The organism is Pantoea sp. X-Soil-YNGN-785 (assembly GCF_059730585.1).
Genome location: NZ_AP035942.1, coordinates 1,689,746 through 1,710,599, shown reverse-complemented (window position 1 = coordinate 1,710,599; position 20,854 = coordinate 1,689,746). Strand labels below are relative to the sequence as shown.

At 56.9% G+C, this 20,854-nt stretch carries 18 protein-coding genes; 4 read left to right on the top strand and 14 right to left on the bottom strand.

Annotated features, from left to right (window positions below; genetic code table 11):
* The first annotated feature begins 12 nt into the window (after positions 1-12).
* Positions 13-960 carry a ribose-phosphate diphosphokinase gene (prs, locus tag AC6I8E_RS07915; RefSeq protein ID WP_003850825.1) on the top strand — a complete coding sequence of 316 codons (948 nt, stop codon included), beginning with the start codon at positions 13-15 and terminating at the stop codon, positions 958-960.
* 211 nt (positions 961-1,171) lie between these two features.
* Positions 1,172-2,323 carry a GGDEF domain-containing protein gene (locus tag AC6I8E_RS07910; RefSeq protein WP_497824650.1) on the top strand — a complete coding sequence of 384 codons (1,152 nt, stop codon included), beginning with the start codon at positions 1,172-1,174 and terminating at the stop codon, positions 2,321-2,323.
* Here AC6I8E_RS07910 and ychH read toward each other — a convergent pair.
* On the bottom strand, positions 2,320-2,595 hold the full coding sequence (ychH, locus tag AC6I8E_RS07905) for a stress-induced protein YchH (RefSeq protein ID WP_013357614.1): 276 nt from the start codon (positions 2,593-2,595) through the stop codon (positions 2,320-2,322). The two genes, AC6I8E_RS07910 and ychH, sit on opposite strands and share 4 nt — an antisense overlap.
* A gap of 255 nt (positions 2,596-2,850) precedes the next feature.
* Between ychH and pth the strand changes: the two genes are divergently transcribed.
* Positions 2,851-3,438, top strand: coding sequence for an aminoacyl-tRNA hydrolase (pth, locus tag AC6I8E_RS07900; protein ID WP_497824649.1), 588 nt, complete (start codon positions 2,851-2,853; stop codon positions 3,436-3,438).
* Positions 3,439-3,546: 108 nt separating this feature from the next.
* Complete coding sequence (ychF, locus tag AC6I8E_RS07895; protein ID WP_013357612.1) at positions 3,547-4,638, top strand: redox-regulated ATPase YchF; 1,092 nt, start codon at positions 3,547-3,549, stop codon at positions 4,636-4,638.
* A gap of 171 nt (positions 4,639-4,809) precedes the next feature.
* Here ychF and AC6I8E_RS07890 read toward each other — a convergent pair whose 3' ends face one another.
* From AC6I8E_RS07890 to dgcN, 13 genes are all read right to left on the bottom strand, one after another.
* The gene (locus AC6I8E_RS07890; RefSeq protein ID WP_497824648.1) at positions 4,810-5,418 is read right to left on the bottom strand and encodes an ANTAR domain-containing response regulator; all 609 of its coding nucleotides are present in this window, start codon (positions 5,416-5,418) and stop codon (positions 4,810-4,812) included.
* A complete protein-coding gene (locus tag AC6I8E_RS07885) occupies positions 5,415-6,572 on the bottom strand; it encodes a transporter substrate-binding domain-containing protein (protein ID WP_497824647.1) in 1,158 nt (385 codons plus the stop codon). The genes AC6I8E_RS07890 and AC6I8E_RS07885 overlap by 4 nt, the downstream gene beginning before the upstream one ends.
* Positions 6,573-6,615: 43 nt before the next feature.
* A complete protein-coding gene (locus AC6I8E_RS07880; RefSeq protein ID WP_497824646.1) occupies positions 6,616-8,322 on the bottom strand; it encodes a nitrilase-related carbon-nitrogen hydrolase in 1,707 nt (568 codons plus the stop codon).
* A complete protein-coding gene (locus tag AC6I8E_RS07875; RefSeq protein ID WP_095707311.1) occupies positions 8,322-9,815 on the bottom strand; it encodes a purine-cytosine permease family protein in 1,494 nt (497 codons plus the stop codon). The genes AC6I8E_RS07880 and AC6I8E_RS07875 overlap by 1 nt, the downstream gene beginning before the upstream one ends.
* 337 nt (positions 9,816-10,152) lie before the next feature.
* Complete coding sequence (locus AC6I8E_RS07870; protein WP_497824645.1) at positions 10,153-11,061, bottom strand: LysR family transcriptional regulator; 909 nt, start codon at positions 11,059-11,061, stop codon at positions 10,153-10,155.
* A gap of 380 nt (positions 11,062-11,441) precedes the next feature.
* Entirely contained in the window at positions 11,442-12,263 is an 822-nt protein-coding gene (locus AC6I8E_RS07865) for a M55 family metallopeptidase (protein ID WP_497824644.1), read from the bottom strand.
* Positions 12,260-13,303 carry a DmpA family aminopeptidase gene (locus tag AC6I8E_RS07860; protein WP_497824643.1) on the bottom strand — a complete coding sequence of 348 codons (1,044 nt, stop codon included), beginning with the start codon at positions 13,301-13,303 and terminating at the stop codon, positions 12,260-12,262. The genes AC6I8E_RS07865 and AC6I8E_RS07860 overlap by 4 nt, the downstream gene beginning before the upstream one ends.
* Positions 13,304-13,305: 2 nt before the next feature.
* Positions 13,306-14,190 (bottom strand): ABC transporter permease subunit, encoded by an 885-nt coding sequence (locus tag AC6I8E_RS07855; protein ID WP_110331786.1) that lies wholly within the window; start codon positions 14,188-14,190, stop codon positions 13,306-13,308.
* Complete coding sequence (locus AC6I8E_RS07850; protein WP_095707316.1) at positions 14,187-15,119, bottom strand: ABC transporter permease; 933 nt, start codon at positions 15,117-15,119, stop codon at positions 14,187-14,189. The genes AC6I8E_RS07855 and AC6I8E_RS07850 overlap by 4 nt, the downstream gene beginning before the upstream one ends.
* Before the next feature lie 82 nt (positions 15,120-15,201).
* Complete coding sequence (locus AC6I8E_RS07845) at positions 15,202-16,743, bottom strand: glutathione ABC transporter substrate-binding protein (RefSeq protein ID WP_061062279.1); 1,542 nt, start codon at positions 16,741-16,743, stop codon at positions 15,202-15,204.
* Positions 16,744-16,768: 25 nt separating this feature from the next.
* Positions 16,769-18,631 (bottom strand): ABC transporter ATP-binding protein, encoded by a 1,863-nt coding sequence (locus tag AC6I8E_RS07840; protein WP_497824642.1) that lies wholly within the window; start codon positions 18,629-18,631, stop codon positions 16,769-16,771.
* 15 nt (positions 18,632-18,646) lie between these two features.
* Positions 18,647-19,612 carry an N-acetyl-D-Glu racemase DgcA gene (gene dgcA, locus AC6I8E_RS07835; RefSeq protein ID WP_497824641.1) on the bottom strand — a complete coding sequence of 322 codons (966 nt, stop codon included), beginning with the start codon at positions 19,610-19,612 and terminating at the stop codon, positions 18,647-18,649.
* Position 19,613: 1 nt separating this feature from the next.
* A complete protein-coding gene (gene dgcN / locus AC6I8E_RS07830; RefSeq protein ID WP_497824640.1) occupies positions 19,614-20,621 on the bottom strand; it encodes an N-acetyltransferase DgcN in 1,008 nt (335 codons plus the stop codon).
* Positions 20,622-20,854 lie beyond the last annotated feature (233 nt).

Sequence of the window (20,854 nt, the reverse complement as noted above, 5' to 3'; positions counted from 1 at the left end):
GAGGTTCTTCTCGTGCCTGATATGAAGCTATTTGCTGGTAACGCCACCCCGGAACTAGCACAACGTATTGCCAATCGCCTTTACACCAGCCTGGGAGACGCCGCTGTAGGCCGTTTCAGTGATGGTGAAGTGAGCGTACAGATTAATGAAAATGTACGCGGTGGTGATATTTTCATCATCCAGTCCACCTGTGCTCCCACCAACGATAATCTGATGGAACTGGTTGTGATGGTCGACGCGCTGCGTCGTGCTTCTGCTGGTCGTATTACCGCAGTCATCCCCTACTTTGGTTATGCCCGTCAGGACCGCCGCGTGCGTTCCGCGCGTGTGCCTATCACCGCTAAAGTAGTGGCAGACTTCCTTTCCAGCGTCGGTGTTGACCGTGTTCTTACGGTTGACCTGCACGCCGAGCAGATCCAGGGCTTCTTCGACGTCCCGGTTGATAACGTATTTGGCAGCCCGATCCTGCTGGAAGATATGATGCAGATCGGTCTGGAAAACCCGATTGTTGTTTCTCCCGATATTGGTGGCGTAGTACGTGCCCGTGCTATCGCTAAACTGCTGAACGACACCGATATGGCTATCATCGATAAACGCCGCCCTCGCGCGAACGTTTCTCAGGTGATGCACATTATCGGTGACGTTGCTGGCCGCGACTGCGTGCTGGTCGACGATATGATCGACACCGGCGGCACGCTGTGCAAAGCGGCTGAAGCGCTGAAAGAACGTGGTGCCAAACGCGTATTTGCTTACGCGACGCACCCGATCTTCTCCGGCAATGCGGTTGAAAACCTGCGTAAATCTGTACTCGACCAGGTCATCGTCTGCGATACCATCCCGCTTTCTGACGAGATTAAGTCACTGCCGAATGTGCGCACGCTGACCTTATCTGGCATGCTGGCCGAAGCGATTCGCCGCATCAGTAACGAAGAATCGATCTCGGCGATGTTCGAGCATTAATCTTCGCGGAACCGGGCCCTGTGCCCGGTTTTTTTATCTCTGCCGTCTGGATTAACGCGCTTCTTTTTCTGACTTTTCCCCGATAAATTTCCTTTTAATCCCCTATTTTCAACGCCACCCACTCTTTTACTAAAACGCGATGTTCCCCCGCTTCTGCCGTTAAGCGTTAAGTGGTAATTTGCTGCGCATTTCCCATCAGAATTCAGCCACCATGAGCCTCGATATCTACACATTGTTTGTCTGCGAGCTCTATGTACTGGGGTTTCTGAGCATCATTATGGTTTTTGCCTGGGTGGGGTCGCACTATGACCGCGTTCTTGGCTTCACCTGCCTGTCACTGATTTTCACCCTGATTACCGTATTCTTAAGCAGTCTGCGCAGCAGCGGCCTGCATTTTCTGCCGGTTGCAGTGGGCAATGTGTTAGTGATGCTCGCTTATGGCGGATTATTAAATGCGTTCCGGCGCTTCTGCGGTAAACCTATCGGCACGCACTGGCTACTGGGTGCTCTGCTCTGGGTACTCCTCTGCTGCTTTCCGGCGTTTTATTACAGCTTACCCAAACGGGTACTGGTATTGTGTATCGCCTGCGTTGCTTATACTGCCGCACTGATCCAGCTGGTCTGGCAGGCGCGTGACACGCTGAAAGCCACTTTCTGGCCTGCCCAGTTGCTGTTGTGGATCCACCTGCTGTTTCATCTGGCGCGCCTGTTTCTGGATAGCGCCATTCCCAGTACACAACCTGGGGCGATTGGCGGATCGGACTTCTCGGTTTACGTGATTCTGGAATCCATTCTGTTTGTCATCGGCCTGACGTTTACCATTCTGGCCATGGTAAATGAGCGGATGCAGATCGCGTTAAAACACACTTCCCTGCACGATCCGCTGACCAGCGTCTGGAATCGCCGCGCCCTATTTGCTGAAGCGGAGAAAATAGTGGCGCGCTGCCGCCGTCAGAACCGGCCGTTCAGCGCGATACTGTTCGACCTCGATCATTTTAAAAGCATCAACGATCGGTATGGCCATCATCAGGGCGACCAGATTTTGATTCACTTTTGCGAAATTGTCAGAGGATTGATACCGGCTGAGGGGCGTTTTGCACGACTGGGCGGCGAAGAGTTTGCGGCCATCATTCCGGCTGAAGCACGGGATGCAGAGGCGTGGTGTGAGGCGATCCGGCTGGCAGTCTGTGCGTCGCAACCCAATGAAATTGCCTGGTCGGTCAGCATTGGCTTTGCCACGGTCACGCACGGCCAGCAGGATTTTGAGAGTTTACTGGCGCTTGCTGATGCGGCGCTCTATCACGCCAAAGCCAGTGGCCGGAACTGCACAGCGCAGCATCCGGTCCCGGCAGCCATCAGTTAGTGGTGGGAATTGTGTGACCGGCGGCAGCGCTTGTCATAGTGACGCAGCCAGTAATAGCGATCTTCAATTTTTTCACGGCCACTGATACGCGCGCCCACCAGCCACATCAGTGCGCCAATAAAGATGCTCAGAATCGCGCCCTGCGCCAGAAACTGCGGCAAATCGAGTGACGGCAGCTGGTTCATGATTGAAAACCCAACACCCAGCACCATTGTGACTAATCCCAGTACCATCAAGCTGTTACCCGCTACGCGGCAGTGTTGATGTTTCATGCTGCACCTCCATCCATATGAGTTAATAACCGCACACAATGTTAAGTGCCATAAGTTTAGGCAATGGCTGGGGTCCACGTTGCGGACTGGATCACACATCAGCTATAAAGAATGACCTGGCCCTGAATGCAGCCTGTTGATTTAGATAGAAAATGATTAATCACCGTTCTGAACCATTTCAATGCTTGTGCTTTGTCATCTCGCCTGTGGCGAAGTAAACTAACGCCCTTTCGCGATAACAGCAGGATAATCATTGTGAGCAGCATTAAACTGATTGTGGGACTGGCCAATCCGGGCGCTGAATATGCCGCCACACGCCACAATGCGGGTGCCTGGTATCTGGATCTACTGGCTGAACGCCACAATCAGTCACTGAAAGAGGAAAGCAAATTCTATGGCTACACTGCACGCCTGGCGATAGCCGGCGAGGATGTACGCCTGCTGGTGCCGACCACCTTTATGAACCTGAGCGGTAAAGCGGTGGCGGCAATGGCGACCTTTTATCGCATCACGCCAGAAGAGATTCTGGTGGCGCACGATGAACTCGATTTGCCGCCCGGTGTGGCGAAGTTCAAGCAGGGCGGCGGCCATGGCGGCCATAACGGCCTGAAAGACATCATCAGCAAGCTGGGCAACAACAATAATTTCCATCGGCTGCGCATCGGTATCGGGCATCCCGGCGATCGCAACAAGGTGACCGGATTTGTGCTGGGCAAGCCGCCCGCCAGCGAGCAGAAGCTGATTGATGATGCCATTGATGAGGCGGCGCGCTGCACCGAACTGTGGCTGAAAGAGGATCGCATCAAGGCAATGAACCGGCTGCACGCCTTCAGGTCTGCTTAAACGCCCGAATCGTCGTGATTCCGTGTATAATGCGCGAAATTTTTCCATTCGTCTCCGACAGTCCGCCCTCTGGCGCGCTGTCCATCCAGTTATAAAGGGTATCAAACCATGGGATTCAAATGCGGTATCGTGGGCCTGCCGAACGTCGGTAAATCCACTCTGTTTAACGCGCTGACTAAAGCGGGCATCGAAGCGGCTAACTTCCCGTTCTGTACCATTGAGCCAAACACCGGCGTGGTACCCATGCCTGACCTGCGTCTCGACCAGCTTTCTGAGATTGTTAAACCACAGCGCGTGGTACCGACTACCATGGAATTTGTCGATATCGCGGGCCTGGTAAAAGGGGCGTCCAAAGGTGAAGGCCTGGGTAACCAGTTCCTGACCAACATCCGCGAAACCGAAGCGATCGGCCACGTGGTGCGCTGCTTTGAAAACGACAACATCATCCACGTGGCGGGTAAAGTGAACCCGGCGGAAGATATTGACGTCATCAACACCGAACTGGCACTGTCCGATCTTGAAACCTGTGAACGTGCGATTCAGCGTGTGCAGAAGAAAGCCAAAGGCGGCGATAAAGATGCCAAAGCCGAGCTGGCTGCGCTGGAGAAGTGCCTGCCGCATCTTTCTGAAGCGGGCATGCTGCGTTCACTGGATCTGGATGCCGACGACAAAGCGGCCATCCGCTATCTGAGCTTCCTGACCCTGAAACCAACGATGTACATTGCTAACGTCAATGAAGATGGTTTCGAGAACAACCCGTACCTGGATCAGGTGCGTGCGATTGCTGAAGCAGAAGGTTCAGTCGTCGTGCCGGTGTGCGCCGCCGTTGAGTCGGACATTGCCGAGCTGGAAGATGAAGATCGTGAAGAGTTCATGGCGGAGCTGGGACTGGAAGAGCCTGGCCTGAACCGCGTTATCCGCGCCGGTTACTCGCTGCTGAACCTGCAGACCTACTTCACCGCTGGCGTGAAAGAAGTGCGTGCCTGGACCATCCCGGTTGGCGCCACTGCTCCACAGGCAGCCGGTAAAATCCACACCGATTTCGAGAAAGGCTTTATCCGCGCCCAGACCATCGCGTTTGAAGACTTTATCGCCTACAAAGGCGAGCAAGGCGCGAAAGAAGCCGGCAAGATGCGTTCAGAAGGTAAAGAGTACATCGTGAAAGATGGCGATGTGATGAACTTCCTGTTTAACGTCTGATTTGCTGATTGTCTCATGAGGTTTCGCTGAATCTCATAACAACGCAAAAACCCTATAAAAATCCACGCAATTGCGTGGATTTTTTATTTCACAGCGTCCCAATATCTCTCGCAACAACGCACTCAAAGATGCGTATGAAAAACAGTACAGCCTCCGGTTAAACAATGCCCATTACTCCGTCAGCATTGACCTCAGCCGGTTGATCCAGGACTCCATATCGTTCAGCAACGCACAACTGAGATTTTCAATGGTCATGTGTTGCGCCATTGAAGCGCGGCGCAGCAGGCTGTAAGCATCGTCCTCCTCAAGCCGTAGCGCAGACATTACCCGCAGTTGCGCGGAAAACAGAAACCGGCGAGCCCTAAGACGCTCCTCCTGCCGCCGGAGCTGCGCTTCGAGCTGGTGGATCTGTGCGGCATGAGTAAGCGCCAGGGTAAACGCAGTCATCACACCGTCAAAGCGCACGGGTTTGCGCATGTAGCTGTCGATCTTCTGTTCGGCAATCCACTGTAGTCGTGATGGCGTTTCAATGGCAGTCAGCGCAATCTTTGGCAGCGCGGGCCAGGGGAGCGGGTTTGTGGGGTGAAACAGGGTAGAGTTATCGCCATCGAACACCACCAACTGCTGGTCAGCCAGCTGGTTCTCATCCGGAAACACTGCACAGAACAGGCCTTCTATCCCTATGCGGCTAAACTGCTGCGCCAGATGGTGGTTATCACGGTCAGAACAGCCGATCACACACACCTTTAATCCGCGCATCTGCACGTTTTTTCGGCTCATTCGCCACCTCCATGCGGCATAAGGCTCGCGAGGTCCACCCAGGCCAGCCAGGGATCGGGTTCCACCGGCGCATCAGCCTGCCAGAAACTCTCCAGCCTGCCGTTGTGGCAACGCGCCAGATGCGGGGTCAGCCAGCAGTGATTATTTCCGGCGTTAAGGCGGATCCGCCCGGCTGGCGAATCCATTTCATCCAGCAATACCGCATCGCGTACACCTTCAACGTCATCATTGCCGTGGCGCGCAATGGCTCTCGCCAGCAAATGCCCGGCCAGCCAGGCACTCTCGCTGTCCACTGATGGCGAAACATGCTCACCAAAGCGCTGGTGATAGCTGCTGAGAAAACGCCGGTTGGCGGTGTTGTCTATCGACTGAAACCAGCTGGCAGAAACCAGGTATCCCTCTAACGCCTCTGCGCCAATCAACTGAACTTCCGGTTCACACAAGGTCAGGCTTAGCTTTAGCACCTCATTTAACCAGGGCTGCTGCTGGCAGGCCTGATGCCAGGCGCGGTAAAAACTGTAAGCGCTTTTACCGACCAGGGTATTCAGGAGGACTTTCGGGCGGCAGGCGATAATATCCGCGATTATCGTCTCGACATTTTCTTCGCCCATCGGCAGTAATTTGCTTTGCAGCACGCTGCCGCCCGCGGGGATCATGGCTTCACGGGTGATGCGATCCATCTCCCAGGACCAGACATAGTTCGAACCGATGTGATAGATCTCTGCCGCCTGCTGCTGTAAAAGCCAGCTCAGCATCGGCAAAATATGCTGATTAGGGGTGGCGCCCAGGTAAATCACGCTATTGCTGCTCTCAAACCCTTCATAGCGCGCGGAATGCCACAGCAGCGCGTTGGCACCCTCGATCAACGGCAGAATGGTCTTTCGCGCCGCGGACGTGTAGCAGCCGATCACATGACGCACGCCGTGGCGATAGAGTAAGTCGTGACAATATTCATAGTAGAGATCCAGCGAACCCTGCGGATCGCGGATCACAGGCGCAAGGGTAAACGGATGGGCGGGATTAGCGTTTATCTCCTCGATTGCCAGCAGGATGCCATTAAGCATCTCGCGCCCGATCACCGCATAATCGCCTGAAACAGAATAGAGAATACCAACCGGAATAACGCGTTTAGGCAGCAGCGGAGTGGCAGTCATAATAGCTCCTGAATCAACGCGGCCCGCAGGCCGCGTCTGTTTCTCAGCGCGGTGGTAGAGTAATCAGCGCAGTGTAGTAATGCGGCTGACGCATCAGCACCAGATCTTTACGTCTTACAACATGATCCGGGTAAGGAGTGCCGGCTGAACCCGTGGATATCTCCAGTACGGCCAGCCCTTTCTCACCGATAGCTTTCGCTTCCTGACGCGGAAAAGCAAACGTGTCTGGGCCAAATATCCCGCTCAGGCCAAAGCTTTCACCCTCAGCGGCTGGCCAGTTAGCGAACGCCAGCCAGACATTATTCTCACCGGCCCGAACGCGCGGCAGAAGCCAGTGGTAAGGATCGGCACCGCGCGGAATCGGCCAGACATGGGGGATCGCCGTGCCCGCGTGCGCCATGGGAACGGGGGAATGAAGCTGCGCCGGACAGGCGATGATGTCACAGCCTTCCAGCGCCAGAATCCGTGCGGCTTCCGGCACCAGCAAATCTTCGCCCAGCAAAATACCGACGCGCCCGCACGGCAGATCGCACGTCACCCACTGACTGCCTGCGCTGGCCCACTGCCGATCCTGGTCGCTGACGTGAATCTGCCGATAGTGCGCACTCAATCCGCTACTGCTCACCAGTACCGCGCTGTTAAAGTACTGCTCCCCTTCCCGCTCGGCGAATCCCGCGAGCAGCGCGATATCCAGTTCCATCGCCAGTGCGATCAGCGTCTGTACAGGCGTATCATCCAGCGTTAGCGCGAAGCGGCTACCGTCACTCCCGGTCAGCGCCCGCTCCGGCAAGACCAGCAGTTCTGCGCCGCCCGATTTTGCCTGTTCGGCCTGGTGCCGAATCTGTTTCAGATTAGTACTTACATCGTTTTGCGGGCGAAACTGCGCCACCGCAATCCGGGACGCTTTGCCATCGGGCAGTGGATGACGTCCGTACAAGCCAAAAAAGTCCTTTGGATTCCAGAAGAACGTATTGGTCATCAAACGCTGATACAGCTCAGGCCGGCGCTTATTCAGTTGCGGATTTTCCTCCGGAAGGGGTAATTCAGCGCTGAGTATCCGATCGCCGCCGTCGCAACTGGCCAGCAAACGCCCCTGGCTATCCACAATGCAACTGCCGCCGCTGAACTGCACGCCCCGCTCCCATCCCCAGCGATTACTTTCAATCAGCGCGCAGCCATTCTCCCAGGCGCGCGTGAGCCAGTAAGGCGCAGGTGTACGTTCAGCCAGCCAGTTGCTGATGTGGCAGATAATGTGCGCGCCGCCCAGCGCGGCCAGCCGCGCGGTTTCAATAAAGTGAATATCCATACAGACCAACATCGCGATATTGCCAATCTCCGTCTGAAAGACCTGATGACCGCTATCACCATTCGCCGCCCATTTCGGTTCCGAAATATAGGGGTGGGTTTTACGGTGAACGCCGATTACGCCCTGCGGTCCGACCAGGATGGCGCTGTTATAGTAGAGGTCTGTGACACTGTCCCGCTCCGGCATGCCGAAGACCAGAAAGCAGTTAAATTCACGCGCAATAGCAGCAAATGCCTGGCTGGTGGCGCCGTCTGCCGTTTCGACATAGGGGGCGACTTCCGCGCGGTCCAGCCAGCAGTAACCGGTGGTGGCCATTTCCGGCATTACGATCAAACGTGCGCCATCCCGCGCGGCCTGAGTTGCCAATGCCAGCAGGCGAGCGACATTCTCCTCTTTTCTGAACTGCGTGGGTTCAAACTGAATGGTTGCCACATTGATTTGCATTATTCTGCCTCCTTGCTCAGTAACGGATTAAATACCGGTTTCGGTCCCTGGTAAGCATCAGAGGGTTTCCAGTTGGTTTGCATATCCTCAGGGAACGTTTTGAAGTAATAGCTGCCGCGCGTTGCCACGCTGATAGCAACATGCAGCACAGGACCCACCAGCATGGCAATAAACGAGGCGTACACCATCGGATACAGGCCCAGCACACCCGCCGCGCCTATCGCAACCGCGACGCACAACGCAATGACGCCGGACGGGTTCCACATACGCAGATACGCTTTGCGAAACTCCACGAAATCAGAGGGCGCAAGATGCAGCACTTTGCGACAGATAAAGTAATCCGCAAGGATAATAAATACCCAGGTGTTGGTGAGAATGCCGGTAATCGACAGGAAAGTGCCGGTGTACTGCAGGATATTGCAGATATAGAACACCACGCCGAGCAGCCAGACCAGCAACATCCACCACTGACGTCCCGGCCGATAGTTAAACGCCATATCCATGGTATTCGACAGGGCAATCGAACCCGAGTAGAGATTGAGCACGTTAATGCGGATCTGAGTAATCACCGCAAATAATACGCCGGTCAGCCCAATGATCAGCGGGAAGACGAAGCCCGGATCGAGCGCCAGCGACCAGACATCATCGCCCTGAATATGCGGCATCAGGGTGTAGGCCATAAAGGCACCAAACAGCATGACCACGACAATCGGGATCAGCATCCCCAGCATGATCGTTGCGGTGCCTTTATGACTGATACCCGGGCGGGCAAAACGACCGTAATCGGTGGCCATCAGGCCCTGAAAAACAATCTGCCCGTTGGCCATATTCATGACCAGCCACAAAGCGTTACTGTCGACCTCCCCCTTTGGCTGCCAGCCGCTGAAGCTGACCGCCGGATAGTGGTGCGTTAATTGCCAGATACAAAAACCAAACAGCACAATGAAAATGGGAACGCCCCAGGTTTGCAGAAATTGCATTGATGACATGCCTTTCCAGACAAACCAGATGGCGGCCAGCCCCATCAGCGCAAAGATGGCGATACCGGTCGGGGAGTTGACCGGCACGCCCGCATAGTTGGCGATGGCGTGGGAAACAATGGTGCCTTCGAACAGGAAATAGAAGATGAAGTTGACCGCATAAATCAGCGAGGTGACGGCGGAGCCCATATAGCCAAACCCCAGACCGCGTGTCATCAGATTAAGAGAAAGCCCCTCTTTGCTTGCCATCTTCATAATGCACGAGCCAATCAGGGTGGCGAATACCACCATATAACCTATCGGCAGCAGCAGCATTGGCCAGCCGACCTGGTAGCTCATGTCTGCGCCAAGGCTGAACCAGAACATGGCGGTAGAGTTGCCAAGCAACACCAGAATAATGGCCGGAATGGGCCAGCGATAGTGCGACGGCACGCGACCAACCGCGTAATCCTCAACGGCCTCTGCTTCGGTAATATCCTGTGGCCCCTGAAACCATGCTTTCAACTTATTCATAGATTTACTCCAAAAAAAAGCCCCGCCGACAGCATTGCCGGCAGGGCTTCTTCGCCTGAAATCGATGTCGTGGAGTGGCGGGTCGCCACAAGCCGCTTACCAGGCTACGGTGCCTGTTCCTGCGCTGCAGAATACGGTAACGATGAGAAAGCAATTACTGCGCCAACTGTTAAAAACAGCGGAGGAAGGCGGTCTGCAGACTTGCTGGCCGGATTAACGCGCATGATGTCAGTGCAGCGTGCACCATTGTGAAACAGACGCACTGCGCGTTATTTCATGACGTATCCGGGTTAAGAATGAATAAAATCTCAGGCAACCTGACAATGCAGACGCGGGTTCAGCCCTCCATAAACTGCGCCTGACACTGCCGGGCTATCTCCCACAGTCTGTTACGAATCACCTGCTTGAGTTGCAGCGTGGACTGCGACTGTGGCTGGTCACGACGGCTGATCAGCATCACTTCAAACGGCAGGGGCTGGGCGACGGGCAGCAGCTTTAGCTGATCGGCATAGCGACAGGCGGTGAAGAGATCCACGACGCCCACGCCACCGCCTGCCAGCACCATATCTGCAATGACCGAATAGGTTTTGATCGACAACGAAACGGCGGGATTCAGTTTCTTATCACGCAGCGCACGATGCAGGACGCGTCCAAGAGGATCCTGCGCCTGCATCATCAGTAAATTATTGTCGCATAACCATTGCAGCGTAACGGGTTCATGGCGGGGATGATGGCGCGGTAACAGCGCCACCATGGAAGACTGAAAAAGAGGTTCAGCCAGCAGATCCGCATCGACCTGCTGACCGAAGACCAGCGCGAAATCGAGCTGATTTTCCAGAATCATCTGGCATAAGGTACTGAAGTGCTCGGTGACCAGTTCGACACTGACCGAAGCCATCTGTTGCCGCCAGGTGACCAGAGCCGGGGCCATCACCATCTGACCAAACGCGTGAGCCGCGCCGACGCGGACTAACTGCCCTTCACCACGCCGCAGCTGTTCGGTGAGCTGGGTAATGGATTGCAGACGCTGGCAGAGATCGTCGATTTCAGGCAACAGGCGTCGCCCTTCTGCCGTCACACTCATACCCTGTATACGTCGCTCAAACAGCGCAAATCCCAGTTGCTGTTCAGCGTGATTCAGCACACGGCTGATATTCGGTTGCGACACATTCAGCAGGCGCGCCGCTGCGCTGATGCTGCCGGTCTGTACGATGGCCTGAAAGACCTCTATATGGCGGAGCCGCATGATGATTTATCCTGGATGGAATACCGGACCCGGAGGCCTCTCCGACAGGCTGCACCGGCGGAGAGTGAAAGTAATTATTCCCCTGTTGCAAAAACTGTACCGCAAAACCAGCGCAGGCTCAGCGACCTGTCACGCACCTTTTCGCATCCGGCAGTCCCGTCTGAAGCCTCTGCAGAGAGCGGGGCTCGCGCTGCCGTGGTGCAGCTTTAATCAGAAGCTTGGATTTATAGGGATGAAGCCAGCAGAAATGCTGTCCCGCCAGAGTAAAAATGGGCATGTACAGTATGCAGTTCAGGAGAGTGCCTGGTAGCGCGGAATCAGCACAACAGCAAAGGCAGCCTGAACGGGCTGACGTTACAGGCAGCCCTGGGCTAATGTCGCTACGACTGGGTACTCGCCAGATAGGAGAAGGCACTGAGTAAGCTGATTAACATCTCCATTTTATCCGCCTGATAACCCACGGTAACGGCATCCAGGCGCGTGACGCCAGGGATCAGGCTGAACAGATCGGCCAGCACCGGTTTTGTGGCCTGAAGCTGCATAGCGTAAGGTGCCGTCAGGCGGGTCGTGCTCACCTGGGGTTGATGCTTCAGCGCAGCGCGTGCTGCGGCCGCGATCGCACGCTGGGCCGTCTGTGGACTAATGGATTCCGCGCAGGTATGCGAAATGGCGCGTTTTACACAGACATAATCGACTGAGGGGTAGTGTTCCGCTATCCAGCTCTGTAACTGATCGTCGCCGGTGACCAGCAGCAATGGCGTACCCTGTTCAGCGGCGGCGGCGGCATAAATATCGGTTTCGCCCATCACCAGGCCATTGATGTGTATACGCCAGAACGCACGCCCATTGATGGTATGCGCCAGTACGCCGGATTCACCCGCTGCACTGTGAAACCCCACCAGAAACAGTCCGTCGAACGTCTGCTGTTCTATCCCTTCCACCATCGACAGGCAGCGAGGTTTGCCCTGCACCAGTCGGGCGCGGGGATCGATATTTTCCGCACGTAAATTGGTCATCTGCGCATGGCTATCGGCAACAACTACTTCCATTGCGCCGCCGGCGAACGCCCCCTCAATCGCGGCATTCACTTCCTGTTCCATCAGACCACGGGCGATCTGATGCTCCGGGTGACCAGGTGTACACTGCTCCGGACGCATGACGCCCGCGATGCCTTCAATGTCGGCTGAGATAAAAATTTTCATGAGGTTAACCTGTCCAGAATCTGCGTCAGTGAGGGTCGATGGTGACCGCGAAAGCCGGTAACAGCCTCGGCGCTCAGCAAGGCATCCAGTACCGCCTGTTCAGTGGCATCGGCTGCCGCGGCAAGCAGCGGCTCCAGCGTGTCGTCCTGCGGCGGTTGCGGCAGCGGTTGCGTGGAAAACGCCACCGCAATATCGCCCGAGCCGTGGCCCCAGTAACTGCCCAGCCGCCCCAGACCGGCACCGGCCCGCTTCGCGATGCGCTTCAGCTGACGGGCATCCAGCGGCGCATCTGTGGCCATAATGATGATGACAGAACCGGCATCCAGCTGCGGCGTCCTCCCGGCCAGTAGCGGCGCAATCATCTCGCCCGCCCGCACGCCATCGATCGTTAAGGCCTCCAGTGCGCCGAAATTGGCCAGCACCAGCACGCCAAGCGTGGCGTTAAGCGAGGGAATAACCCGCGAGGCGGTGCCGATGCCCCCTTTCAGGCTGAAACAGCTCATCCCGCGTCCCGCGCCGACGCTGCCGCGCGCGAAGTCAGCGGAGGCCGTCTGCAGCGCCGCCTGCGCCATCGCCTCACTGACAGCCAGCGCCTGGATATCATTCAGCCAGCCATCGTTGCACTCCAGCACCAGCGGGTTGACCGTGGGCAACGTTCGTCCCAGTTCCGGGTTACGACGGATGGCTTCCCGCACCAGCGCGGTAAACAGCGTGCCGACTGCCAGCGTATTACTGAGCAGAATCGGCGTCTGAAGCACGCCAAGTTCCTCTATCTGCACCAGTCCGACGGGTTTCGCAAAGCCGTTCAGCACCTCAGCTCCACACGGCAGCGGCGTGAGAAACAGATTGTCGCCCGGCGGTACGATAGCGGTGACGCCAGTCTGTATTTCACCTTCACTCAGCGTGTCATGTCCGACACGCACACCCGCAACATCGCTGATGCGATTCGTGGGTCCGCATGCGCTTCGCGGTTGCCCGAGCTGACGCAGGTCACGCCAGCGATCCAGCAGCAGGTCGCGCTGCAGTTGTTGATAATCCATCTTCAGCCCTTGAGTTTGGGATCGAGCGTGTCACGCAGCGCGTCGCCAAGCAGATTAAATGCCAGCACGGTGATAAAAATCGCCAGCCCCGGAAATACGCTCATATGCCAGGCTCCGGCCATCATCATGCTGCGGCTCATCGCCAGAATATTGCCCCATTCCGGCACGTCTGGCTCCGGGCCCAGTCCGATAAAGCTCAGGCCCGCCGCCGTCAGAATACTGGTGCCAATCCGCATGGTGAAATAGACAATCACGCTGGAAAGCGTGCCGGGCAGGATATGCCGCAGAATGATGACACGGTCTGGCGCACCGGCACAGCGCACGGCTTCAACATAGGCAGCCTGTTTCAGAGAGAGCGTCGACGCCCGCACGATACGGGCAAATACCGGTACGCTGAAGACCGCGACCGCGATAATCACATTGTTCAGGCCGGTTCCCAGCAGCGCCACCACCGCAATGGCCAGCAACATGCCGGGAAACGCGAATAGGACGTCGGCACCGCGCATGATCAGCATATCGACCCAACCGCCGTAATAGCCCGCCAGTAAGCCCAGTATCACCCCGACCAGCATGCCCATCGTCACCGACAGCACGCCGATATAGAGCGAGATGCGCGCCCCATAGATAATGCGGCTGAGCAGGTCGCGCCCCAGCTCGTCGGTCCCCATCCAGTGTGCCGTAGAAGGCGGCGACGACAGCGCCATCCAGTCCGGGACCATGGGATCCCAGGGTGCCAGCCAGGGGGCAAAAATCGCCACCACAATTAGCAGCAGCACAAACCCGCCAGAGACCAGCGCCAGCGGGTTACGCACAAAGGCATGCAGGAAATCACGCCACGGCGAACGAATGATCTGAGGCGGATTTTCGGTCAGCGATTGACTACTCATTTCGGCTCCTGTCGCAGACGAATGGCCGGATTGACCACCGCGTAAAGCAGATCGACCAGCAGGTTAATCACAATAAACTCAAACACGAACAGCATCACCAGCGCCTGAATCACCGGCTGATCCTGCGCTTTGATCGACTCAATCAGTAACCAGCCTAATCCCGGCCAGTTGAAAACACTCTCCACAACGATGGATCCGCCCAGCAGAAAACCGAACTGCAGACCCAGCATGGTGATCACCGGGATGAGCGCATTGCGCATCACATGTTTCCACGTCACCAGGCGGTTGCGCAGCCCTTTGGCTTTAGCGGTACGCACGTAATCTTCCTGCGCCACCTCCAGGAAGGCCGAACGGGTAAAGCGCGCCATGACCGCCGCCACCGATGAACCCAGCGTGATGGCGGGCAGGACAATATCGCTGGCCCTGTTAAAGCCGCTGACGGAGAACAGCCCGAAAGGCATCGCGACGAACTGGATGAGCAACAGCCCCAGCCAGAAAGCGGGCATCGAAATGCCGCCGACCGCAACGCTCATCAGCGTCCAGTCCTGCCAGCGTCCCCGTTTCAGGGCCGCCATCACGCCAAACAACAATCCGAGAATAACGGACCAGGTAAAACCCGCTAAGGCGAGCCACAGTGTCGGCATAAAGCCCTGCCCAATCACCTCCCGCACCGGTTGCTGGGTGCGATAGGTAGTGCCCAGATCGCCCTGCAACAGGCTGCCGATCCAGTGCAGATACTGCTGCGGCAGCGGATCGTTCAGCCCGAGATGCTGACGCGCCGCCTCGACCGCCTCAATGGGCGCATCCGGTCCGGCATAAATGCGCGCCGGATCGCCCGGCATGAGCTTGATAAAACCGAAAACCAGTAGCGAGACCACCAGCAAAACCGGGATCATCTCCAGTAATCGGCGAAGGATGTATGCAATCATGCCATTCCCTGAAATGAGGTGCGACGGGCCTTCTCACGTCCCCGACCCGTTCCGGACAGGGGACGAGAAAGAAGAAACCGTCTTATTTAAAGGACGCCTGAGTGAACAGCAAATTGCCATCAGGCAGCATCGAAACGCCGCTCAGCGTGTTGCGCTTGCCCACCAGATTGTCTGGCGTGCCAAGGAACGCTACTGGTGCCTCTTTCCAGAGCACCTTTTGCGCCTGCGCATAGGCGATGCCGCGCTTTGCCGGATCGGCCGTTGCCAGTCCGGCCGCAATCGCTTTGTCTGCATCCGGATTGCTGAAGTAGGAGACGTTGTAGGAGGTCGGCACCCAGGATTCGGTGGCAAACAGCGGACGCAGCGCCCAGTCGGCGTCGCCTGTAGAGGTCGACCAGCCGCCATAATAGAGGTCAAACTCCGCCATTTTCGGATCCTTTACGCCCCACAATTTGGCGTTGCGCGTGCCGGAATCCATCGGTGTCACGGTGGCACGGATGCCCACGGTGGCCAGCTGCGCTTTCAGCACCTGTGCGGCACGGACGCTGGCCGTGGCATTGGTCACCCAGAGCTTAAGATCCAGACCATTCGGATAGCCCGCGGCTTTGAGCAACGCTTTAGCCTCGTCCGGTGCATAGCGATAGTCAGGGTCGGTTTGTTTCTGATAAAACTGCACCCCTTCCGGCATCGCGGAGGTGGCCGGTTTGCCCAGTCCGGCAAAGGCCACTTTCAGCCATAGATTACGGTCAATCGCATAGTTGATGGCCTGACGCACCCGCACATCGGCCAGCGGCTTGTGCTGCGTGTTGATCGCCATGTAATAGAGATAGATGCTGGGGTCACGCTGAATCGAAAGGTGGCTGTCCTGCTTCACCGCCGCGATCAGGTCTGACGGCAATGGCCAGATGGCATCCACCTGCCCCGATTTTAATGCGGCGACGCGGGTCGCATCTTCCGGACTCGGCGAGAAGATCACATGGTCGACTTTAGGCCATCCCTGCTGCCAGTAACCGTCATACTTCGCCAGCGTGACCGCTTTGCCCGGTGTCCAGTTGACGAATTTAAACGGACCGGTTCCCACCGGATGCAGCCGCAACTGCGCTTCGTCCGGATATTGCTTAAGAACGGACGGGCTCCACATCACCGCCGAAGGATGCGCCAGCGTGTTGATAAAGGCGCCGAACGACTGATTGAGATCGATTTTTACCTGGTCGGGTGCCAGCACCGTGACCTTATCGATCATCTTGTAGAGGCTGTTACGCTTCAGCCCTTTTTTCTGGTCTGCCAGCCGATCAAGGTTAGCTTTGACAGCGTCCGCATCAAACGGGGTACCATCCTGAAAGGTGACGCCTTTGCGCAGCGTCAGCGTAAATTCGGTGGCACTGTCATTGGAGGTATAACCGGTCGCCAGCCAGGGCTGCAGCTTCATCTGAGGGTCGAACTGGAACAGGCGCTCAAAGATGCCGCTCTGAACCGAGTAGCTGACATTATCCGAGGTATCGTGCGGATCCAGTCCCGTAATATCGGCATACATGGAGATGCGCAGATCCTGCGCCTGCGCAGTCATGACCAGCGTTGTCGTCAATGCGAGGGCCAGCGAAGTACGGCGAAACAGCGTTTTCATATATTCTCCTGGGCGTTGAGGATAACTACAATGCAATGCCGTCAGCGACCCAGTGCTGGGGCGCAACCTGGCGATAACGGGGTTTCGTGACCGTTTCGCCCACCTTACGTAACGGCGAAGGAATTTCGCTGTCATCGAAAAGACGGGGCTGACGGTTCTCAGGATCGGCGACCGGCACGGAGGCCAGCAGACGCCGGGTATAGGGGTGTTGCGGCTGATTAAAGACCGACTGGCGCGGGCCAAGCTCGACAATCTGGCCGAGGTACATCACCGCGACGCGATTCGCAATGCGCTCGACGACCGCCATGTCGTGAGAGATGAAGATCCATGCCACGCCCGTCTGCTGCTGCAGGTCCATCATCAGATTCACTACCTGTGCCTGAATCGAGACGTCCAGGGCTGATACCGCTTCATCCGCAATAATCACTTTCGGTTTCAGTGCCATGGCGCGGGCGATGGCAATACGCTGACGCTGACCGCCAGAAAATTCGTGCGGATAACGACGCGCGTGTTCGGGCAGGAGGCCGACGCTCTTGAGCAGCGCATCGATCTGTGGAGAAGCCTGTTCAAGCGAAGAGACCATGCCATGTAGCAGCAACGGCTCGGCAATGGTGAACCCCACTGTCAGGCGGGGATTCAGTGACGCATAGGGATCCTGAAACACCATCTGGATTTCACGGCGCAGCGGCTGGAACTCCGCCTCTTTCAGGTCAGAGATCTCCTTTCCTTCAAAATGAATGCTTTCAGCGTCACTGTTGATGAGGCGCATCAGTGCGCGTCCGGTTGTCGATTTGCCGCAGCCGCTTTCACCCACGATGGCCAGGGTTTCACCCGGCCACAGCGTGAAATCAATCTGCTCCACCGCATGCACATGATGCGTCAGGCCCGATAAAATGCCGCTGCGAATTGGGTAATAGACTTTCAGCCCACGCACATCCAGCAGCGGCGACTCATCATAGCGAGCGGTTTTCTGCTCGCTTTGCGCAGCATCCCGCGCACCGGGCAGAGGAAAGCGTTGCGGCCACGCGTGCTCCCGCATATCGCCGAGTCTGGGCACGGCCGCCAGTAACGCTTTGGTATAAGCGTGCTGCGGGGCGGCAAAAATCTCAGACACGGTTCCCTGCTCGACCACTTCGCCACGCAGCATGACCACCACGCGATCGGCGATTTCCGCGACCACGCCCATATCATGGGTGATAAACAGTACCGCCATCTGTTTCTCACGTTGCAGCTCACGCAGAATATGGAGAATGCGCGCCTGCACGGTGACATCCAGCGCAGTGGTAGGCTCGTCGGCAATCAGGAGCTGCGGATCACAGGCCAGCGCCTGCGCAATCATCACACGCTGCCGCATGCCGCCGGACAGCGAGTGCGGATAGCTTTTCATCACGCGATCCACATCCGCGATACGCACCTGTCGCAGCAGCTCACGCGCGCGCGCATGGGCCTGTTTTCTGTCGCACTTCTGATGATCGCGTAATGCCTCGGTGAGCTGATCGTCAATGCGCAGCACCGGATTCAGCGAGGTCATCGGCTCCTGAAAGATCATCGCCATTTCATCGCCACGCAACGTGCGGCGCTGTGCTTCGTTCAGGGTTTCTAACGCGTGCAGGTTTCCACTGCGGTCACGAAACTGCATGCTGCCGCGATCGACACGTCCATTGCTGGACAGCAGGCCCATTACCGCCAGCGACGTAACTGATTTACCTGAACCGCTTTCACCCACCACGGCGACAATTTCACCCGGATGAATGGCAAAGCTGATGCCTTTGAGTGCCTGATTCTCACCGCTGCGTCCATGAAATGAGACGTTAAGGTCCTGAATCGCCAATACGGGAGATGGCGAGGCCGCACGGGTAGCAGGAGAAGTACGTTGTGTGTCTGTCATCGTCGCCTCAAAGCGTTATAGCCAGATACGGCCTTCGGAGTAGCTCAGGAAAGGAGAACTGTCGGCGGCAAGCCAGATGGGGCCGTCCAGATCGACGAATTCCGCGTTAACCGCGACGGGCAATGCCGCCTCCATCGCCAGTGACGAACCCAGCATGCAACCGACCATGATGCGCATTTTGCGCGCGCGGGCTTCCTCCACCATCGCCAGCGCTTCCGTCAGGCCACCGCACTTATCCAGTTTGATGTTGATCATCTCGTAGCGGTCGCGTAATCCGGCAATATCCGCCCGCGTATGGCAACTCTCATCGGCACAGACCGGTATGGGATGTTTAAAACGTTGCAGGTCATGATCCTGTCCGGCGGGAAGGGGTTGCTCCACCATCGCAATATTGAAAGCCTTCAATGCCACCAGCAGACTTTCAAGGTCCACCCCCGACCAGGCTTCATTGGCATCGATAATGAGCGTGGCATGCGGTGCCGCCGCACGAATCGCCGCCACTTTTTCCAGAATCTCACTGCGGTCGAGCTTAATTTTGAGCAGGATGGCGCCACGTGAGACCGCATCCGCCGCTGCGAGAGCCATATTTTCCTGCGTATCCAGGCTAAGGGTTTCTGCCGTCACGACTGACGCTGGCTGAGAGCACCTGCTCATTTGCCACAGCGTCTGATTTGCCCGTGCCGCGTCAAGTCGCCATAGCGCACAGTCCAGCACGTTGCGCGCTGAACCGGCGGGTAACCGGTGTTGCAGATCGTGACGGCTCAGGCCCGACTCCACCTCAGTCCGTATCGCTTCGAGCACGGCCTGAACGCTGTCGGGTGTCTCATCGTAGCGGGCCGTCGGGGTACATTCTCCCTGCCCGATGAAACCCTCCTGCTCCAGCGTGACCCGGATGACCGTCACGGCGGTGCGGGTACCGCGTGCGATAGCAAAGGGTCGCGCCAGCGGCAGCTCCACCACCTCAATCTGCAACTGTCGCATTTCAGCCACGCTCCTGAAGCAGTGCGGCGATCTCATCAATACCAAAACGCACAGGATCCGTAGCCGGTAAGCCGAACTCAGCGCTGATTTCGGCGCAATAAGCGAGCGCCTCTTCTTCACTGTAATTTGAGGTGTTGATCGCAAAGCCCGCCAGCTGAACCGACTCACTGGTCACCTGCGCGGCACGCAGATTGGCTTCAACGCACGCCTGCAGGCTGACCATCGGCTGGTGCGGCAAATGACGCATATGAGGACGTCCCATTTCATGGCACATCACCACCCAGTGTGGCTGCGCTCCGTGCATCAGCCCCATACTGACGCCCGCATAAGAGGGATGGAACAGCGAACCCTGACCTTCGACGATATCCCAGTGGTCCTCGTCATTCGCCGGAGAAAGCGCTTCTGCTGCACCGGCAATAAAATCAGCGATAACCGCATCCACAGCAATACCCTCTCCCGCGACCAGAATGCCGGTCTGCCCCGTGGCGCGAAAATCAGCTTTCATGCCGCGCGCACGCATCGCCGCCTCCAGCGCCAGTGAGGTGTACATCTTGCCCACTGAGCAGTCCGTACCGACGGTCAGGATGCGCTTACCTGTGCGCTTCTTGCCGCTGCCAACATTAAGCGCCGGACGCATATGACGCAGGTCAAACAGCTCAACGCCAGAAGCCTGCGCAAGCGTCACCAGTTCCGGCTCATCCACCAGCCGATGGTGCAGACCACTGGCAACATTCATGCCTGCTTTGATGGCACTTTTGATGGTTTCCAGCCAGTGCGCAGGCAGATATCCCCCGGCATTGGCAGTGCCCAGCACCAGCGTTTTCGCACCGCGCGCTTTGGCACCGGGAATATCCAGTTCATCCAGACCCAGACTGACCGTGCAGCCCGGCAGTTTAATTTCGCCAACGCACTGCTCAGGCCGCCAGATATGAATACCGCGCGCCGTTTTTGCCGCGAGGGGATCGGTTACATCGCCAAGAAAGAGTAAATAGGGTTGTGGGATTAGCATGTTGTCTCTCGTTTCAGCTAAAAGATCAGGTTCTGAAACCACTATTTCATGCGTTCTGAAAGGTGACGAATGCTTGTTTAGCAGGAGGGTATAACACCAGGTTATAGCCAGAGGGAATAGTGATGACAGGTGGGTTTTTCAGGGGGTTTGGGACAGGGAATGGAGTAAAGAAAGGGGTGGGTCATAGGAAAAAGATTGTGTTCGGGGAGAAAGGATGGATATGGGCAAGGGGA

What these genes read in the sequence shown, in the direction of transcription:
- AC6I8E_RS07910 (WP_497824650.1), top strand. Translation starts at nt 1,172, where the DNA reads ATGAGCCTCGATATCTACACATTGTTTGTCTGCGAGCTCTATGTACTG.
- dgcA (WP_497824641.1), bottom strand. Translation starts at nt 19,612, where the DNA reads ATGCGACAGTTGCAGATTGAGGTGGTGGAGCTGCCGCTGGCGCGACCC.
- ychF (WP_013357612.1), top strand. Translation starts at nt 3,547, where the DNA reads ATGGGATTCAAATGCGGTATCGTGGGCCTGCCGAACGTCGGTAAATCC.
- AC6I8E_RS07890 (WP_497824648.1), bottom strand. Translation starts at nt 5,418, where the DNA reads ATGAGCCGAAAAAACGTGCAGATGCGCGGATTAAAGGTGTGTGTGATC.
- dgcN (WP_497824640.1), bottom strand. Translation starts at nt 20,621, where the DNA reads ATGCTAATCCCACAACCCTATTTACTCTTTCTTGGCGATGTAACCGAT.
- AC6I8E_RS07875 (WP_095707311.1), bottom strand. Translation starts at nt 9,815, where the DNA reads ATGAATAAGTTGAAAGCATGGTTTCAGGGGCCACAGGATATTACCGAA.
- AC6I8E_RS07850 (WP_095707316.1), bottom strand. Translation starts at nt 15,119, where the DNA reads ATGATTGCATACATCCTTCGCCGATTACTGGAGATGATCCCGGTTTTG.
- ychH (WP_013357614.1), bottom strand. Translation starts at nt 2,595, where the DNA reads ATGAAACATCAACACTGCCGCGTAGCGGGTAACAGCTTGATGGTACTG.
- AC6I8E_RS07855 (WP_110331786.1), bottom strand. Translation starts at nt 14,190, where the DNA reads ATGAGTAGTCAATCGCTGACCGAAAATCCGCCTCAGATCATTCGTTCG.
- AC6I8E_RS07860 (WP_497824643.1), bottom strand. Translation starts at nt 13,303, where the DNA reads ATGGATTATCAACAACTGCAGCGCGACCTGCTGCTGGATCGCTGGCGT.
- AC6I8E_RS07870 (WP_497824645.1), bottom strand. Translation starts at nt 11,061, where the DNA reads ATGCGGCTCCGCCATATAGAGGTCTTTCAGGCCATCGTACAGACCGGC.
- AC6I8E_RS07840 (WP_497824642.1), bottom strand. Translation starts at nt 18,631, where the DNA reads ATGACAGACACACAACGTACTTCTCCTGCTACCCGTGCGGCCTCGCCA.
- AC6I8E_RS07880 (WP_497824646.1), bottom strand. Translation starts at nt 8,322, where the DNA reads ATGCAAATCAATGTGGCAACCATTCAGTTTGAACCCACGCAGTTCAGA.
- AC6I8E_RS07865 (WP_497824644.1), bottom strand. Translation starts at nt 12,263, where the DNA reads ATGAAAATTTTTATCTCAGCCGACATTGAAGGCATCGCGGGCGTCATG.
- AC6I8E_RS07845 (WP_061062279.1), bottom strand. Translation starts at nt 16,743, where the DNA reads ATGAAAACGCTGTTTCGCCGTACTTCGCTGGCCCTCGCATTGACGACA.
- AC6I8E_RS07885 (WP_497824647.1), bottom strand. Translation starts at nt 6,572, where the DNA reads ATGACTGCCACTCCGCTGCTGCCTAAACGCGTTATTCCGGTTGGTATT.